Consider the following 17,462-nt stretch of genomic DNA (forward strand, 5'->3'; position numbering starts at 1 on the left):
GGGATAAGCGTCAGGAGCGAGCCTCCCGCCCAGAAAATGGAAAGTAGAAAGTAGAAGGTAAAAGTAGAACGCCCTCCAGCTTCAGGCCGGGTTAAAAAAGCGGTAGCCGTTGCGCCCAGCCGCCTTTGCTTCATACATGGCGGCATCTGCGGTCAGCAGCAGTGTCTCAGCCGTTGCCGCGTCATCCGGGTAGAGGCTCACGCCGATGCTGGTTGTCACCAAAAGCTCATGCCCGTCCAGACGGACCGACCTGTTCAGGGCGCGGGTCAGCTCTTCCACGACCTCCTGCGCTGCCTCGGCCGACTCCAGGCCTTCCAGAATCACCGCGAACTCATCGCCGCCGAGCCTGGCCTTGGTATCACCACTTCGCAGTTGATCTTTCAGACTCTGAGCCAGCTCTTTCAGCAGACGGTCGCCCACGGCGTGACCCAGCGTATCGTTGACGGGTTTGAAATTATCCAGATCGATGAAAAGCACGGCCACCAACGTCCTGCTCCGATCTGCCCTGAGCAAGGCCTGGTCGAGTCGATCCTCAAACAGCATACGGTTGGCCAGCCCCGTTAGCGCGTCGTGGGTCGCTCGATGAGTCAGTTCCTGTTGCTGTTTCTTGCTTACGCTTATGTCCCGGGCGATCAGTGACAGATATTGCGGCTCTTCAGCCTGGCACGGGTGAGCCATTATTGACTGCGACACGGCGATATCATGGCCGCCGTGGTCACGGATCATCATCTCGCCAGACCAACTGCCCAGTTCAAGTGCCATCGGCACAGCCTGCTCGTAAAGCAAAACATGACTATCAGGCGCCAGCATGTCCTCAAGCCGCAAACCCTTCAGGCTGTCCTTAGCCTGCAGACCCACCAGTTCCCTGCCAGCCGGATTGAGGTAAACCATCTCACCGTCGGCCGTAAACGTCACTGTAACGTCCGGTGTTGCGTCTAGAATGGCTACCAGGCGTGCCTTATCCGCTGCCGCGCGCTCGCGCTCAGTCGCGTCCCGAATGACAGCTATGACCCGGGTCTCGTCGCCGAGGGTCGACGGGCTGAGGCTGATCTCAAGCGGAATTTCGCGGCCGCTTTTGCTGAGACCGCTAACCGCTGCGTCAATGCCCATTTGCCGGGATTTAGGCTCCGCCACGTAGCCCTGCTGATAAATGTCATGCTTTGCTCTGTATCGCTCAGGGATAAGCTCTTTAACGTTGCGGTTGCGCAGCTCTGCCCGGCTGTAGCCAAAAATGCGTTCCAGCTCGCGATTGACCCGGAGAATGGTCCCGTCGAGCTGGCAGATAATGATCCCGTCAGCCGCGGACTCCAGCAGGTTGTCGGACTTTGCCCGTTCCCGCTGGGCCGTCGCAACTTCGGCGCCAAGATCCCCTATCAGCTGCTCGGTGCGCAGGCTTGCTTCATTAAACGCATAGGCCAGTTCGCCGATCTCGTCACCGGGTGCTGACAGCACTCGCCCCTGGTAATTGCCCTGCGATGTCTGTCGGGCCAGGCGAACGATCTCGCGCAGAGGTTTTATGCCCTGGCGGTAGCCAACGATGGCGACCAACACTAACAGCAGCAGGCCCACAAGCTGTAACAGGTTGTCGAGCGTGTTTCGCGCCTCCTGGGCTCTACGGTGGGCCGCTACCAGCAGCTCGACAAGAGACTCGGCCTTAGCCAGCATTGCATCTGCATGGTCGCCCAGATAGATCGCAGCGCTCTCACCCTCGGTTTTCTCACCCTCAGTGCTCTCGTCCCCGCTGCTCGCGCCCTGAGTGTCCAGGCGGCTACCGAACCGCTGCGCCGCAGCGCGGTAGGGTTCCCAATCCGCTTCAAGTGCTTGCAGGCTTCGCTGAATCTGCCGCTGGTCTTCGCCCAGGAACAGCTCATTCGGACTTTGCCTGACCGCTGCCAGCTTCGCTTCGTATTGCTCTACCGCGTCGCCAACAGCTTGCCTGCAGCGCTGGCCCTCGCGGCTGGCGCCGGTGTCACAGGTAGACGCCAGCAACGCAATGCGCTGGCTGTACATTCGCAGCTTGCCCGCGTCGTTGAGCTGGGCAGTAAATGCTTCCACATGGGCCTGCCTGAGGTGACCGACCGCAGCGTTGGCCAGCCATAGGCCAAGGAACACGCCCGCAACGATAGCCAGTTTCCAGCCAAGCGATGCCCGACAGCCGGTGGGCCGACGCAACGGATTGACCGGAAAACCCGTCGGGTCCCCGCTAGCCGGGTTCGCACTGGCCGGATTTGTACCGGGCGCGTTGGACTGTACTTTAGAAGTATTGAACTGCACGAGAAGGACTCTGGGACCCGAAATTTGCGCGGACAGGAAATCTGCCGGACGAACCATATAGCCGTGAATATTACGCGAAATCGCCGCCAGACGTCGGTACCGCGTAACGCTAGAGCCGGAGACTAAGAGCTCAACGCTACCCCATGGGCGACACGCCTATTAGCCAGGCGTGCAGCTTGAAAACCATCAGCAGATAAACCACAAGCCCGCCCGCCAGGGCGATGCCATCGTTTGCTCCGCTGGCCGGGAGCGAAGGGGTTACCCGGGCAGGACGTTTCTTCAGGGAGATGCGATCCGCTACGGCCCAGGCGAGAAATCCGCCAAACAGTACAATATCGGCGAGCGTGCCGTTGGTCAGCAAGTGCGCCATCGCCCACAGCTTCACCGCCACGAGCAAAGGATGCTTTAGGGCGTGGCTGATGCGCCCTGGAAAATAAGCTGCAATAACAAGCGTGAAAACAGGCAGCAACAGTAGCATTGCAATGTGCCGCAGCCACAGGGGCGGCGTGTAGATCACTACCGGATCCTGGCGCGCTATTCCGTACCCCCAGATTATGAGGATAAGCCCAATCAGCGACACTAGCGAGAACAAACCCTTGAAGGCCGGCAGGCCCAATCCCGAAGCAAGGCGGTCCCGCCATTGATGGTTCGCTACGGATATAGAGTGAACACCGAGAAAAATCAGCAGGCCCACCAAAAGTGTCCACATACCCAATGTTCCTCTCTTATTGAAGCATCTTTTTAATGGAGGCCTTCTTTGACGTCAATGGCGAAAAACAACACCTGTGTCGCGCTGCGGTCATTGCCGTGTCAGAGGCTGTTCCGAAAAGCGCTTCCAAAGTAACATGCGGCGCCGCATCATTGCGCGACCCATTCCGTGAAGAGGACCCATTATGGCTCGGGTAGACCTGCAGCTGCCGGAACAGTTTTACTACACCTTGACGATCACCGTCCGGATGACTGACCTTAATCCTGGCGGGCACGTTGGGAACGACCAGATGATTTCCCTGCTATCGGAAGCGCGCTACCGTTTTTTCTGCCACTACGGTTTCGACGAGTTCGGAGTGACGGACCAGGGCATCATCATTACCGACCTTATCACCACCTATAAGAGCGAAAGTTTTGCCCAGGAGAACCTGAAGTTCGAGGTCGGCTTAATGGATTTCAACAAATACGGGGCCGACATTATATTCCGCGTGACAAAGCATCCCAGTGGCCAGGTGGTCGCCCTGGCGAAGCAGGGATTTGTGTTCTTCGACCACCACGCACGCAAAGTCACCTTTATGCCCGACCACTTCCGGCGCTGCTTCCCCGGCATCGGCCAGCCTGACCCCGGCAACTGATCTTTTCGAGCTGTAACAATAAGCTACAAGCCCTCCCATAGCTTTAATCTATACTCCGGCACAACTACAAGCAGGCCACCCCCCTTTTTCAGGCCTGCGATATCTCTGACTCACCGGAGTTTCTCGAATGAAGATCCGTACCAGATTGATCGGCGGCTTTGGCGCCACGCTTGTACTTGCGGTCGTGGTCGGCCTGATTGGCCTCAACGGTATGGACGGAGTGAACGAACGTGTCAGCAAGGAGGCCGAAACCCAGGACCTGCTGCAAGCGGTGTACGAGATAAGGCAGGCGGAGAAAAACTATGTTATCCGTCGGGACGAGGCGGCGGTTAACGAAGCCCGCGCGCTGATCGAGAAAACACTGGATCAGGCGGCGGAGCTCAAAGCCAGCTTTACCGACGCCGCCAACCGGGAAACCATGACCAGCCTTGCGGCGGCATTATCGCGGTACCAGTCCAGTTTCGACGAATTTATCGGCGAAACCGAGTTGCAGAAGTCGCTGGAGCTGAAAATGCGTGACGCTGCGCAGGAAGTCGAAGAGCTGGCTACTGCCCTGCGGGCGAGCCAGAAAGTCGACGTCGACGACATGCTCCTCAGGAATGATGCCACCTCATCCATGATCAGCGATGAGCTGGAAGAAGCGGAAGGTGCCAACAGGCTTATCCGGCTTTTCCTCGCCGCCCGGACAGAGGAGAAGAACTACATGCTTTATGACAGCAAGCCTGACTACGACCGGGCCGTCACGCTGATCGACGATGCCTCAACCGTCGCACGCCAGACTGAATCGAACCTTGATCGCGCTGAAGCACAAGCCATCGCGCAAAAAATACTGGAGCGACTCGCCAACTACAAGGGCGACCTGGCCGCATACTACGCAGCCAGCGAAACGCAACAAAACCAGATCCAGGATATGACCGAAGCGGCGCGCGCTACCGAAGAGCAGGCACGTAGCGCACTGGCCCGGCAGGCACAGGAGCGTAACCAGGTCATATCCACCGCGACAATGACAATTCTGGCAAGCCTTATAGCGGCGATAGCGCTGGGCGTACTTACTGCCGCCTGGATCACCCGCGCCATCACCGGGCCTATGAAACGGATATCGACAGAGGTCGCTCGGCTGGCAAAAGGAGATCTGACTGCATCGTTCGACTCCAGTGGCTCGGACGAAATAAGTGTCGTCAGCCGCGGCCTTGACGACATGGTCCAGAGCCTGCGCCAGCTCGTGTTCGACATCACCTCAGCCAGCACTCAGCTATCGAGCGCCGCCGAGGAAGTCAACGCGGTCAGCCGCCAGAGTTCAGAAGGGGTTCAGCACCAGCAATCCGAAATAGCTCAGGTGGCGACATCCATGAACGAGATGTCGAGCACCGTTCAGGAAGTGTCACGCCATGCCCAGGAAACCGATGTGGCTACCCGGGACGCAAACCAACAGTCTATCAACGGTGACAGCCAGGTACGTAAAGTCATCGTCGCCATTGACAGGCTTGCAGGCGATGTTAATCGGGTCGACGAAGTGGTCCGCCAGCTCAACACTGAAAGCGAGAATATCGGCAACGTGCTCGATGTTATCCAAAGCGTCGCGGAACAGACCAACCTGCTCGCCCTCAACGCAGCAATAGAGGCCGCTCGCGCCGGCGAGCATGGCCGTGGCTTTGCTGTTGTTGCCGATGAGGTGCGCACTCTGGCAAGCCGTACCCACGACTCGACCAAAGAAATTCATGCGATGATCGAAAAACTCCAGCAGGGCGCGGCGCAGACCGCCGAGGCCATTGCCCAGAGTCAGGCGGCTGTCCGTGAGACTGTGCAGGAAGCCGAGACCGCAGGCATTGCCATCGATCAGATGAAAACCGCCATTCGCCGCATCAGCGACATGACTACGCAGATCGCCAGCGCGGCCGAGCAACAGGGAATGGTGGCAGAAGAAATCAGCTCGAACCTGAGCGCCATAGATGCCGTTTCCCAGGAAAGCGCCCGCGGCTCCGAGCAAACCACCCAGGCGAGCCAAGAGCTGGCAACCCTGGCTGATCAGCTGCAGACGCTTATTGGACGATTCAAACTCGCGTAGCCTGACGATTCAGTAATCCTGGGCTGGGAACCAACAGCGCGAATCCGGGCCTAACCTCAAATTACTTTTTCGCAGCAGCGGCCGACACTGGTTATCCGCCTGCTGCGGTTGAATTTGAGGAGTGCATTATGGCGAGCGGCTGGGCACGGGAAGGTGCGGTTCAGGAACAGATCGACAGTACCGTCGAGGACGCGTTACAGCGGGCAAGGAGCCAGATTACCTCCGGCGAAAGCCTGACCCACTGTGAAGAGTGTGACAACAGGATTCCCGAGGCCCGCCGCAAGGCGGTACCGGGAGTCCGACTTTGCATCACCTGCCGGGCCGAGTTCGACCGGCAGCAACAGGCCTACAGCGGCTATAATCGCCGTGGCAGTAAGGACAGCCAGTTACGCTGAGGCTGCTTTTGTCCCGTCAGCTTCCCTGCACCGTCACCGTTATTCGTCGCTGGTGGGCTTGGTAGCGGTGCTCCCACAACCAGATGCCCTGCCAGGTGCCCAGTGCCAGTTGTCCTCCTGTTACCGGGATCGTCAGATCCGACCGGGTGAGCACGGAGCGGATGTGCGCCGGCATGTCATCCTCCCCTTCTGCTACATGTTCAAATAGCGGATCCCCATCCGGCACCAGGCGTGCCATGAATCGCTCGAGGTCGGCGCAGACATCAGGGTCGGCGTTTTCCGAGAGGATTAGCGACGCGCTGGTGTGATGGATAAAGACGTGGCAGAGCCCTGTTTTTACCTGAGTCTCGGCCACCCAGTCCCTGATGCGGTTGGTAATATCCACGAGGCCGCGCCCCCGACAGGTTACGGTGAATTCTTTCTGCTGCATCGCGCTGACTTGCTCCTTTATGAGTTTCCGGCCCGACCACTCGCCCTGTACCCAGCCTCTCGCCCTGTACGCATCGCCATGGCGAGCGAGTACCCACAGGGCGGAAGCCCGCATATGCTGAAACACGAGCTACTGCTCATACTTCCGAGGCCGAGAGGGACATAATGAAATCGTGGCGCGCAAAGTTGGACGCCCATAAAAATAAAAAATGCCTTCGCAGGAGTAGCTTATGAAAGGCCTGAAGAAAATCGCTCTGATCTGCGCTATCTCAGCAACCCCATTTGCCGCACAAGCCCAAATGCAGTCCCTCAGCGACTCATCCATGGGTGAAGTTACCGGCCAGTCCGGTGTCACCATCGACATCAACAAAGCCACTGTCAGCATCGGCGAAATCGCCTATGAAGATAAAGGCTTCCTGGTCATCGATGGCCTGCGCCTGTTCGGGGGTACCGGCGGCCCCTACCTGGACGAAGGTCGCATCCACTTTGACATTGTCGGCGAAGATCCCCGCAGTGATATTCCCACTGGCACAGCTGGCGAGTACCTCTATAACGAGAGCATTCTGAGCGGCATGCCGAATATCGACGAAATCCGCGACAACATCAATGCGGTCGAGAGTGATGCCAATGTCTCAGACGGTGACCTCGTCATCTCCATGCGTACCAGCGGACTCTTTCCGCTCGATTTCACCCTCGAAATCGATAGCATTTCCCTGGCCAAGCAGACCAGCGACGACGGCAGCGCCAATCGTACAAACGTCGGCAGTCTGCGGGCCGACAACCCCAACAGCACCGTGCTGGTGTCTGACCTGAGAATTCTCGGCAACCTGGGCCCGATCGATATCGTCGTACAGGAAGAGTCCGACAGCATGAACATCAACGCCTATTTCAATGCAAAAGGCGACGTTACTCTTCCGTTCATGGGTACCAGCCTCGGCTTCAGTCTGCACAATACCCGTGGGCAGGTCATCGGCTTCGGCCCAGGCGGCGAAGCAGTATCCTTCGCCCACGCCCAGGCTGATATCGGTGTCGCAGAAGACTACCTGGGTGCTGACCAGGATGCGCTTCGGGTTACAGTCCAGGACTTCTCCGGAGACCTCGACCTGACCAACATTACCATGGGCAACGACGAGTCCATCGGCGCAATCTATATGACCGATATCGCCATCACCGCGGACATGGTCGTTTACGGCCACTGAAACGCGCTGTAAACCTCTGGAATTCAGGCCCGGGCCGGGTCAAGGCAGACACAGCCTTCGACCCCGGCCGGCATCCATCAGTTAGCCCTCCCCTCTGCCCGGCTTCACCCATTCCCAAATCTTAACGCGCTCCTTGATTCAGCAAAGCATTGATCTCTTGAGCTTTTTACAAGAATCTCAAGCACAATCCAGAGCAGATTACATTACGGGTAAATTATCGAAACATGAACTATTGCTCACATTAGAGGAAGCGAAAGGATCACAATGAAATTGTCGCGTATGGGTGTCCGACGCCATAAAAAAAACAATTGCCTTGTAGGAGAAGTATATGAAAGGCCTGAAGCAAATCGCACTGATATCCGCTATCGCAGCGGCTCCTTTTGCTACGCAAGCTCAAATGCAATCCCTTGATGATTCCTCGATGGGCGATGTCACAGGCCAAGCCGGTGTGACCATCGACATTAACAAAGCCACGATCAGCGTTGGCGAAATCGCCTATCAGGATAAAGGCTTCCTTGTTATCAGCGGCCTGGAACTGAAAGGCGGCGGCGGATTCAATACTGAATTCCTGGACGAGATCCGTATTCATGTGGACGTTGCGGGCCAGGATCCGCGCGCAGATATCCCGACTGGAACTGCTGGCGAGTACCTCTATCAGGAGAGTATTCTCAAAAACTCGAGCGCAGCCATACTCCAGGAGATAACCACCAACATTCAGGCGGTCGAGACAGACCCGCAGGTTTCTGACGGTGATCTGGTTATTTCCATGCGCACCACCGGCCTGTTCCCTGTTGACTTCAACCTGAAAATCGACAGCGTTTCACTGGCAAAAGAAACAAACGACGACGGCAGCGCCAACCTCAGTAATCTTGGCGATATGGCCGCAAGCAACGCTGGCAGCACTGTTCTGGTATCTGACCTGAACATCAACGGTAACCTGGGACCGATCGACATTGTCGTTCAGGAAGAGTCCAACAGCATGAACATCAACGCCTACTTTAATGCTGCAGGCGAAGTAACGCTGCCATTCATGGGTACGAGCCTGGGCTTCTCGCTGCATAACACGCGTGGCCAGCTGATCGGCATGGCCCGCAACAGTGCGCAAGGCGTTTCATTTGCTCACGCCCAGGCTGATATCGGCGTTGCCGAAGACTACCTCGGCGCCGACAAGGATGCGCTTCGGGTCACAGTCCAGGATTTCTCTGGCGACCTCGACCTGACCAACATCACCATGGGTAACGGCGAGTCAATCGGTGCGATCTACATGACCGACATCGCCATCACCGCTGATATGGTCGTTTACGGCCACTAAAAACGCTCAAGCCAGCGGGGATTCAGCCCCGGGCCGGGATCAAGGCAAACAAAGCCCTGATCCCGGCTGCTTCAGCCCAGCACTCGCCGGGTGCCGGCATCCGCACAAGCGCCTTCTTCACCTCGACAAACTGCTGACTTATTCAGCGCTGTTTACGAGCAGCCCTGATACATACCCCTGTTTAGTTTGCATTAAGACACGATGAACAAAACATGAACTACCGCTCATACCCTGTTCAGCAAAAGGAACAGAATGAGGTTGTCGTGTCTGGGTGTCCGACGTAATAAAAAAAACAATTGCCTCTTTTAGGAGATGGTTATGAAAGGCCTGAAGAAAATCGCACTGATTTCCGCTATCTCAGCGGCCCCTTTTGCTGCACAAGCTCAAATGCAAGCTCTTGATGATCTGTCAATGAGCGAACTCACCGGCCAGGCCGGTGTTACTATCGACGTGAACCAGGCGCTGATCAGCGTCGGCGAGATCGCGTACGAAGACAAGGGCTTCCTGGTCATTGACGGTTTGCGCCTGTTCGGTGGTATCGGCGGTCCCTATCTCGACCAGATCCGCATTCACGTAGACGTTGCCGGGGAAGATCCCCGTGCCGATATTCCGTCTGGCACAGCTGGTGAATACCTCTATAACGAAAGCGTTCTGACCGGACTGGCCAACATTGACGAAATTCGCGACAACATTCTTGAAGTCGAGAGCGACGCCAATGTTTCTGACGGCGACCTGGTTATCTCGATGCGCACCACCGGGCTCTTCCCCGTTGACTTCACTCTCGAAATCGACAGCATCTCCCTGGCCAAACAGACTAACGACGATGGTAGCGCCAACCGCACCAATGTCGGCAGCCTGAGAGCTGACAACCCCAACAGCACCGTACTGGTGTCTGATCTGAAAATCGTCGGTAACCTTGGCCCGATCGATATTGTGGTCCAGGAAGAAAGCGACAGCATGAATATTAACGCGTACTTCAACGCCAAAGGCGACGTGACGCTGCCGTTCATGGGTACCAGCCTTGGGTTCAGCCTGCACAATACCCGTGGCCAGGTGATCGGCTTTGGCCCAGGTGGCGAAGCGGTATCCTTCGCTCACGCCCAAGCGGACATCGGTGTCGCCGAAGACTACCTCGGCGCTGACCAGGATGCGCTTCGGGTTACGGTCCAGGACTTCTCCGGTGACCTCGACCTGACCGACATCACCATGGGTAACGGCGAGTCAATCGGTGCAATCTATATGACCGACATCGCCATCACCGCAGACATGGTTGTCTACGGGCACTAAACGCTCGCGTGTTTGAAAAGCCACCCTTCGGGGTGGCTTTTTCGTGAAGGCACGGCAGCCATTTCACTCATCAGCCCTCCATATTCCGCTCGCTGTAAGTCACCTGTGCGTAATTCACCGCTGCCACCAGCATGATCCCGCCGACCATGTTGCCCGCTAACGTCGGTAGGAAGAATCCGACCAGGAACGCAGAAAAAGACTGTTCCCCGGTGAATACGCTGTAGAGGGCCGCCACAGAACCGGCGATGATATGAGGAAAGTGCGCGAGGCCAATCACATAGGTCACTATGATGATGACGGCTACCCGTGCCGTTTCAGCGAACGGCATCAGCCAGAGCATCAGTGCCACCAGCCAGCCGGCGAATATGGCACGTAAAAACATTGTGCCAAACTCGGTGCCGTATTCCCGCGATGCTATTGCCTGCATCGACCCGTCCAGCTCTGGTCCCAGCACATTGAAAAAAGCCAGTGCGGCGGCAAACACTGCGGTGCCCGTCAGGTTGGCGCTGAGGACGACCAACCAGAGATAGGCCATGCGCCTTACAGACCCGAGGTTGCGCGCCCGCATGATCTCGAGCATGGGTGTCAGCGTATTCTCCGTAAACAATTGCTGACGCCCCAGGATGACGAAGAGAAAGCCCACCGAGTAGCCAAAGCTCGCTATGATGGGGCGCCAGGTGGCTTCTGGCGTGTAATTGTAGAGCAGCACCTGGGCGACGAACGAGAAGCCCATGGACAAGCCGGCTGCCAGAGCCGACCACGCCAGCCCCCACAAGGGCCTCCCTAACTCGGATACAGCTTCCCGCCTGATCGTTTCATACACGACTGCTGCACTGGGGGCTTCGCGGCGCCGCACATCTCTTTTCTGATTGTGGTCTAAATCGGGCGCATGTTCCTCATGTTGCATTGTGCTCGCCTGTCCTTGGGGAATGGGATCACCCAATACTATGCACTCACCTGCGATGCTGACAGTTAAGTTCTGGCTATAGTGCGGAATTCAGGCCACGAGACCGCGCCACAGCCCAAGTATACTGATGAGCAGTAGAACCCACCCCAGCATCCTGAAGAACACCGGGGTTTCAGCCTGCAGCATCCGTTTGTGAAACCGCATGCCCAATACATGACCGACCGCGGCACAGGGAAGCAGCCAGAGGTGATGGATCAGCTGCAGATCGACGCCTGCGTAAACGAAGGCGCCAAGCTTTATAGTGACGAGGATAAACCAGAGCGCGAACAGCGTGTCGCGCAGCTGCTCCTTGGCGACATGCTGCGCGGCGACCGCGATTATCAATGGTGCGCCGATAAGTGATGTTCCGCTAATGTATCCCCCCAGCATCAGGAACAGGGTATCGACCAGTTTGCTGTTGCTTCTGAAGGGCCGCCCGAGGATGTAGGAAAGCGAATACAGCGCGACGATTGAGAAGATGACCGCGCTCATTATGTTGGCTGGCAGGGTAAGCAGCCCAAACACGCCGATCATCTTGGGCACGATCATGATGGCAAGTAAGCGTTGCAAATAGCGCCAGTCCACCGTACTGCCCTGCGGGCCCGCTTCCGGAGAACTTCTTTGCCCTGCACCTGGGCGGTTATTGGCAACAACGGTCAGGGAGGAGAAAACCAGCAAGTGGACGGCAATTATCGGAAGGTAGACCAGCGGGTCATCATGGACAAGAAGCAGAAAGGGCAGCGACAGGACTGCGCCGCCAAACCCCAGGCCGGAACGAACAAACCCGCTCCAGATAAAGATCAGACCGATGAGGCCATACTGATAAAGCGTCAGATCTGCCATTGGCCTAACCCGTACTCCCAAAACGGCGCATTGTAACGGCCCGCCGACCGAAGCAACAGCGGGTCCGTTGAGGCTGCTTACATCACCCTTTCGGACCACAGCAGCTTGCGCTGCCGTCCCTGCTGTAGGCTTCTTGATTTGTTTGGGGCACTCTTGACGGGCCTATAGGCCGCTGAGGATCTGATCAGCCTCGTCTTGCAGTGCATTCCGCTCCGCGCGGAGCTGATTCTGGAGTTGCTCATCAAGCACCGCCAGGTTTTCGTCTACCACCCGCAGAAGAATCTGCAAGCTACAATGAAGCATCCGCGCGCCAGCCAGCACGTCGCTACGGAGGCTGGGCGACGTAGCCAGTAACGCCGACTCAACCAGACGCATGCCGTCCAGGCATGTCACAGCAGCATTGAGTGGAACTTCATTGATCAGTTTCGCTTCAGGACACGTCGAGCTCTGCCGTTCATCCGACGCGCCCGCTGCCGGGGCTGATGCACCACACCCACTGGATTTCAGGAATGCGGCAAAGGCTTCGGCGTCTTCGTCGGCGAAGGTTGAAAGTCGACCGGAACACTTCTCGAGCTGATGAGCCAGTGATACCGATTCTGGGGATGGGTTATCTCCAGCGCTTATAGCTATTCCTTTTTCTATTAACGCCAGCCCGAAGTCAGCAGCGACAGCGGCGGCCGCGCCACACCCCGGAGTTGGCCTGTTCGCCAGGTCGTGGCGAAAGGCCGCGAGAGACCTGTCCATGAGCTGCCGTGTATGGGTCATGCTAGATTGCGCTCCTAGCCCTTGGGCACACTATCGCCAAAGTTCAGCTACCGGTGTGGTGGGTGAATAATGATGGGCAACCTGAGCCTGAAAAAGCTCTGCCGTCGCCAGCGCATCAGTCAGGGCATGGTGAGGCGCGTAGTAAGGTAATCCGTAGCGTAACCGGCTGTCAGCCAACCGAACCGAGGGTCGGCGATGGCCGCGTAGTCGTGTCAGCCACCCGCGCGGCACTTCTCGCTGCGCCAGGGCTTCCAGCTCAAGCGTGTCGACTACGGGAAACTCTATGCCTTCGCCGATCCGGGCCTGCAAAGCGGCATCAAGGAACCGACGCTCGATTGCTCGATAATGCACAACCACTACACGACCAGCGAGCGCTTCCAGTATTTCGTCCAGGACCTGGCTCAGGTCCGGTGCCCGTTGAATATCAGAGTGTGTGATGCCGTGATAGGTTATGGACTCTTCCACGAGCGCCTTCCTCGGCTTGACCACCCAATGGCGGGCCTGGGCGCAGCGAATCCGACGCAGATCAAAAGGTATCAGGCCGACACTGACGATGCCGTGCTGTTCGACATCAAGCCCCGTCGTCTCAAAGTCCAGAGCTACAAAAGGCGTGCTCGCCAGTGGCGTATCACCCCGGACTGTCCCTGCCCGGTAAAATTTTTGCAGTCGACTGTCCCTGGCCTCGCCTGCCCGGTTAGCCAGTCGCTGCGGCCAGTCGATGGGCTGGTTCCGTTCTGGCTCTTTGGCCGGCCTCAGGTAAAGCACAGCCGCTCCTTACGCCGACCGGTTAGGGTGATAGTGGAACTTCAGGAACTTCTGCGCATTGCTCAGCACCTGGAATGCATCCTTGAGACTGCGCCGCTCAAAATGTGACAACTGTTGCGGCTCAACATTGTTGTCGGCTTCCTGGCCGGCCTGCAGGGACAAAGCCTGCTGGCGGATGCGCACCAGCGCAATAAACTCCAGCGCATCGCGAAGGTCCGAGCCAATCGCCGGGGATAACGCCTTGGCCTCGACGATATCTTCAATTCTTTCGAATGTGTTCTGCGACCTGGAGCCCACCGATAGGGCGTGCACCCGAACCAGGTCAACCAGGGGGGCCGTTCCGCGACGCTTGAGATTAATACTGTCCCGCTGTTTGCCGTCTTTCTCCAGCACAAACGCCTTGAAGAAGCCCAGCGGTGGCGTTCGGTTGAGCGCATTCCGGGCCATACAGGCAAGAAAGTAATGATTGCCTTTAGCCCGGCGGGCTATTTCCTTTCGCAGGTGGTCAACCCACTCGGTCCGACCATACACGCCGTCCAGGTCAAAAAAGATCGAGCTGTTGAGGAGCGTCTCGGGCGAAGGCCGCTCGATCCATTCGGCGAAGTAGCGCTCCCAGACTCGCAGCGGCTGGCGCCATTTTACGTTCGTAGCCATGATGCCACCCGAGCAGTAGACATAGCCGCAGCGTGCCAGCCCGTCGCTGACAAACGCCGCCAACTGACGAAAGTAGTCGTCGTGCAAGTCCCTGTCGAAGCTGTTGTCCAGAATCAGGGCGTTGTCCTGATCAGTGACGACACTCTGCTCATCGCGGGCCATGGAACCCAGCGCCAGAAAGCAGTAGGGCACTGGCGGCGGTCCGAGGGCTTCTTCGGCCAATTCCAGTAGCCGCTGCTTGAAACTCCGACCGATCACAGCCATGGCACTGCCGACCATGTGGGAGTTGGCGTCTTCATTGACCAGTCTGACAAAGCTCGCGCGCACCTCTGGCGCCAGCGTCACCAGCTCGTCGACATTCTGCTGCCGCAGAATCCTGCCGACGACGAAGAGACTGTTCTGGGACTCGTAGCGGACAATGTCCGAAATCGCGATCATACCCACGGGTCTGTCTCGGTGAAGCACCGGCAGATGGTGAAGATTGTTCCGCAACATCGACAGCAAAGCTTCAAAGACGTATTGGCTCGATTCGATCGTTATAACGCCCGGCGACATAACCTCAGCCACAGGCGTATCTAGCGGCAAACCGGCGGCCAACACCCGGGTACGGAAATCTCGATCCGTGACAATCCCGGCCATACCATGGTTTGGGCTGTCAGCTCCAGGCTCGCCTTCCGTGATAATAAGTGCAGAAACCCCCTCCTCAGTCATTTTCGCTGCGGCTTCGCGAACAGTAGCACCAATCGGCATGGTCACTGGCTCACGCGTAATCAGTGGCCGGACCTTTGATGTCATGCTCTCGTTGGAGCCTTCTGCCTGGGAAACAGCCTGGCGCAGGCGGGTGCGGTCCTCTATCTCAACGTAGTCCGCAAAGGCTTCGTGGTTTTCGAAAAGTTGGTCAAACTCCCTGGCGGGAATAAAGTACACGAGCGTATCGGTCACAGCTCGAGCCGGGAAACGGACGGTCCGATTCATCAGCAGGCCCAGCTGCCCGAAAATATCTCCTTCGTCCAGTCGGTTGTACAGCTCACCTGAGCGCCGAAAAACTTCCACCGTTCCACTGCGGATCATGTGTAGCGCATCAAGGGCCTGACCGAACTGCAGTATCTGGGAACCGGCCCGAAAATAGGCTACTTCAATTGTCGTCGCGAGGTCTTTGAGAACGGGGTCTGGCAGACCGTCGAAAGGTGCGTATCTACGAAGAAATTCGTAGATTTCAAACTGTTCTACTTCCATGTCTCCGCCTCGATGTGTTCCAGACGAGTTGGGCTGACCCAGAAATTGGAGGGGGTGCCACAGCACCCCCTCCTGAGTCTACCGGACAACAGCAGACCGATCCTTACCGAATTTCCCGGAGTCCCCGGATTTTCATGAGGCTCTTGGCTCCGACGCCAGCCCCTTATACACCGAGATGCACGAGACCAGTAACACGATAGTGAATGGCAGCCCGGTCGAGACCGCCATTGCCTGGAGCGCAACCAACCCACCCCCGAGGATGAGCGCAATCGCGACCAGCCCTTCAAAGGTACACCAGAACACCCGCTGGGGTTTCGGCGAATCAATCTTGCCGCCTGCGGAAATAGCGTCAATGACCAACGAGCCAGAATCCGAAGAGGTCACGAAAAACACCACCACCAGAATTATGGCGATAAAGGAGGTGATCTGGGCCAGCGGCAGCGCATCCAGCATGGCGAAGAGTTGCAGGGGCAGATCGGCGTTGACCGCAGCCTCGTAGCCTTCCTGAACATACTGACTGATAGCCGTGTTACCGAAGACCGTCATCCAGAGCACACACGCGGCGGATGGAATCAAGAGTACAGATACCATGAACTCGCGTACGGTGCGTCCACGGGAAACCCGTGCGATAAACATGCCGACGAAGGGAGACCAGGAAATCCACCATGCCCAGTAGAAGGCGGTCCAACCCTGGGCAAAGTTCTCATCCTCCCGGCCAATAGGGTTGGCCAGACCTGGCAGGTGTTCGATGTAGGCGACCAGGTTGGAGAAAAAGCCGGTAACAATCGCCAGGGTCGGTCCCACTATGACAACGAACAACAGCAACAGGCCAGCAAGAACCATATTAATCTGGGATAAACGTTGTACACCGGCTTCAAGCCCGGCCAGCACTGACAATGTCGCTATGAGGGTAATCCCCAGAACCAGCAGCACCTCAGTTGTGGCCCCGAGCGGCACACCGAACAGGTAATTAAGCCCTGCAGCCGCCTGGGAAGCGCCCAGCCCCAGCGATGTTGCCAGTCCAAACAGTGTTGCAAGAACTGCAAGAATATCGATGAGATGGCCGGGCCAACCCCAGACCCGCTCCCCCAGGATCGGGTAAAATACCGACCGCACCGTCAACGGCAGGCCTTTGTTGAACGAGAAGATCGCCAAACCCAGCGCCAGCACAGCATAGATAGCCCAAGGGTGCAGCCCCCAGTGGTAAATTGTCGCGGCCATGGCTAATCGGGCGGCTGCCTGGGGGTCTCCCTCAGCGCCACCCAGCGGGGCCCAATCCGTGCGCACCCCATTTTCCATCGCAGTACCGCCAAGGGCCGTGCCGAAATGGGAAAGCGGCTCGGATACGCCGAAGAACATCAGGCCGATGCCCATGCCAGCTGCGAACAGCATCGAGAACCAACCAAGGTAGGAAAAATCCGGTGTGGCCTCAGTTCCGCCGATGCGAACCTTGCCCATGGGGGAGACGATGAGAAAGAGGCAGAACAGGACGAAAATATTACCCGCACTGATAAAGAACCAGTCAAGCCTCGAAGTGAGCGCGCTCAGGACATTGTCGAACAGAGGCTCTACCTGGGTCTGGAATATCAGCGTCAGCACGACAAAGGCTACGATCGCCAGGCCGGAGATCATGAACACCCGATTGTGAATATCCAGCCCGAACGGGCCGATACGCAGGGCGATATTGTCCTGCCCTATCTGGTAGTCCGTGTCTATGGGATTGACGTCGCCGTCCGGCGCCATCATATCGTCAGGTTTACTCATCGTTCTGCTTACTCCGCTGGCTGTGTTTAAGGCACACCCCGGCGGCGACGCATTGCTGAGCAATAAACGGTTCGCCAGTACGCCGACAGGGTCCGTTCTAATAGGGGTAACAGAGCGAGGGTAACATAGAGCCGCGCTTGAGTGTTTTGTGGCAAGACATTTGAAACGGAAGACGTTTGATCAGG

At 57.4% G+C, this 17,462-nt stretch carries 15 protein-coding genes; 6 read left to right on the forward strand and 9 right to left on the reverse strand.

All coding sequences use genetic code 11. The features are described 5' to 3' along the window. Window positions 1–81: 81 nt before the first annotated feature. Window positions 82–2,274, reverse strand: a complete 2,193-nt coding sequence (locus soil367_RS12920; protein ID WP_172962346.1) for a diguanylate cyclase domain-containing protein — start codon at window positions 2,272–2,274, stop codon at window positions 82–84. Window positions 2,275–2,410: 136 nt separating this feature from the next. After that, entirely contained in the window at window positions 2,411–2,983 is a 573-nt protein-coding gene (locus tag soil367_RS12925; protein WP_136549483.1) for an NnrU family protein, read from the reverse strand. A gap of 184 nt (window positions 2,984–3,167) precedes the next feature. On the opposite strand from soil367_RS12925, the gene soil367_RS12930 reads away from it, so the two are divergent. The 3 genes from soil367_RS12930 to soil367_RS12940 all read left to right on the forward strand — a co-directional run bounded on the left by soil367_RS12930 (window position 3,168) and on the right by soil367_RS12940 (window position 6,077). Continuing rightward, window positions 3,168–3,617 (forward strand): thioesterase family protein, encoded by a 450-nt coding sequence (locus tag soil367_RS12930; RefSeq protein WP_136549484.1) that lies wholly within the window; start codon window positions 3,168–3,170, stop codon window positions 3,615–3,617. A 127-nt stretch (window positions 3,618–3,744) separates the two neighbouring features. Continuing rightward, window positions 3,745–5,682, forward strand: a complete 1,938-nt coding sequence (locus soil367_RS12935; protein ID WP_136549485.1) for a HAMP domain-containing methyl-accepting chemotaxis protein — start codon at window positions 3,745–3,747, stop codon at window positions 5,680–5,682. 128 nt (window positions 5,683–5,810) lie between these two features. After that, window positions 5,811–6,077 (forward strand): DksA/TraR family C4-type zinc finger protein, encoded by a 267-nt coding sequence (locus soil367_RS12940; RefSeq protein ID WP_136549486.1) that lies wholly within the window; start codon window positions 5,811–5,813, stop codon window positions 6,075–6,077. Window positions 6,078–6,093: 16 nt separating this feature from the next. Here soil367_RS12940 and soil367_RS12945 read toward each other — a convergent pair whose 3' ends face one another. Beyond that, the gene (locus tag soil367_RS12945; protein ID WP_246065297.1) at window positions 6,094–6,633 is read right to left on the reverse strand and encodes a secondary thiamine-phosphate synthase enzyme YjbQ; all 540 of its coding nucleotides are present in this window, start codon (window positions 6,631–6,633) and stop codon (window positions 6,094–6,096) included. Window positions 6,634–6,736: 103 nt separating this feature from the next. Here soil367_RS12945 and soil367_RS12950 point away from each other — a divergent pair, with 103 nt between their 5' ends. The 3 genes from soil367_RS12950 (at window position 6,737) to soil367_RS12960 (ending at window position 10,304) form a co-directional block, all read left to right on the forward strand. Next, window positions 6,737–7,705: a DUF6160 family protein gene (locus soil367_RS12950; RefSeq protein ID WP_136549487.1), complete on the forward strand. Its 969-nt coding sequence runs from the start codon at window positions 6,737–6,739 to the stop codon at window positions 7,703–7,705. A 328-nt stretch (window positions 7,706–8,033) separates the two neighbouring features. After that, window positions 8,034–9,017: a DUF6160 family protein gene (locus tag soil367_RS12955; RefSeq protein ID WP_136549488.1), complete on the forward strand. Its 984-nt coding sequence runs from the start codon at window positions 8,034–8,036 to the stop codon at window positions 9,015–9,017. Window positions 9,018–9,335: 318 nt separating this feature from the next. Continuing rightward, window positions 9,336–10,304: a DUF6160 family protein gene (locus soil367_RS12960; protein WP_136549489.1), complete on the forward strand. Its 969-nt coding sequence runs from the start codon at window positions 9,336–9,338 to the stop codon at window positions 10,302–10,304. Window positions 10,305–10,374: 70 nt separating this feature from the next. On the opposite strand, the gene soil367_RS12965 is transcribed toward soil367_RS12960, so the two are convergent. From soil367_RS12965 to soil367_RS12990, 6 genes are all read right to left on the reverse strand, one after another. Next, a complete protein-coding gene (locus soil367_RS12965) occupies window positions 10,375–11,211 on the reverse strand; it encodes a formate/nitrite transporter family protein (protein WP_136549490.1) in 837 nt (278 codons plus the stop codon). Between the two features lie 90 nt (window positions 11,212–11,301). Further along, entirely contained in the window at window positions 11,302–12,093 is a 792-nt protein-coding gene (locus soil367_RS12970; RefSeq protein ID WP_136549491.1) for a TSUP family transporter, read from the reverse strand. Between the two features lie 162 nt (window positions 12,094–12,255). Continuing rightward, a complete protein-coding gene (locus tag soil367_RS12975; protein WP_136549492.1) occupies window positions 12,256–12,858 on the reverse strand; it encodes a cyclodeaminase/cyclohydrolase family protein in 603 nt (200 codons plus the stop codon). Window positions 12,859–12,888: 30 nt separating this feature from the next. Continuing rightward, the gene (locus tag soil367_RS12980; RefSeq protein ID WP_136549493.1) at window positions 12,889–13,623 is read right to left on the reverse strand and encodes a 3'-5' exonuclease; all 735 of its coding nucleotides are present in this window, start codon (window positions 13,621–13,623) and stop codon (window positions 12,889–12,891) included. 9 nt (window positions 13,624–13,632) lie between these two features. Next, on the reverse strand, window positions 13,633–15,513 hold the full coding sequence (locus soil367_RS12985; protein ID WP_136549494.1) for a putative nucleotidyltransferase substrate binding domain-containing protein: 1,881 nt from the start codon (window positions 15,511–15,513) through the stop codon (window positions 13,633–13,635). A 132-nt stretch (window positions 15,514–15,645) separates the two neighbouring features. Next, window positions 15,646–17,277, reverse strand: coding sequence for a BCCT family transporter (locus soil367_RS12990; RefSeq protein ID WP_136549495.1), 1,632 nt, complete (start codon window positions 17,275–17,277; stop codon window positions 15,646–15,648). Window positions 17,278–17,462 lie beyond the last annotated feature (185 nt).

The sequence above is a fragment of the Hydrocarboniclastica marina genome (assembly GCF_004851605.1).
Classification (GTDB): Bacteria; Pseudomonadota; Gammaproteobacteria; order Pseudomonadales; family Oleiphilaceae; genus Hydrocarboniclastica; species Hydrocarboniclastica marina.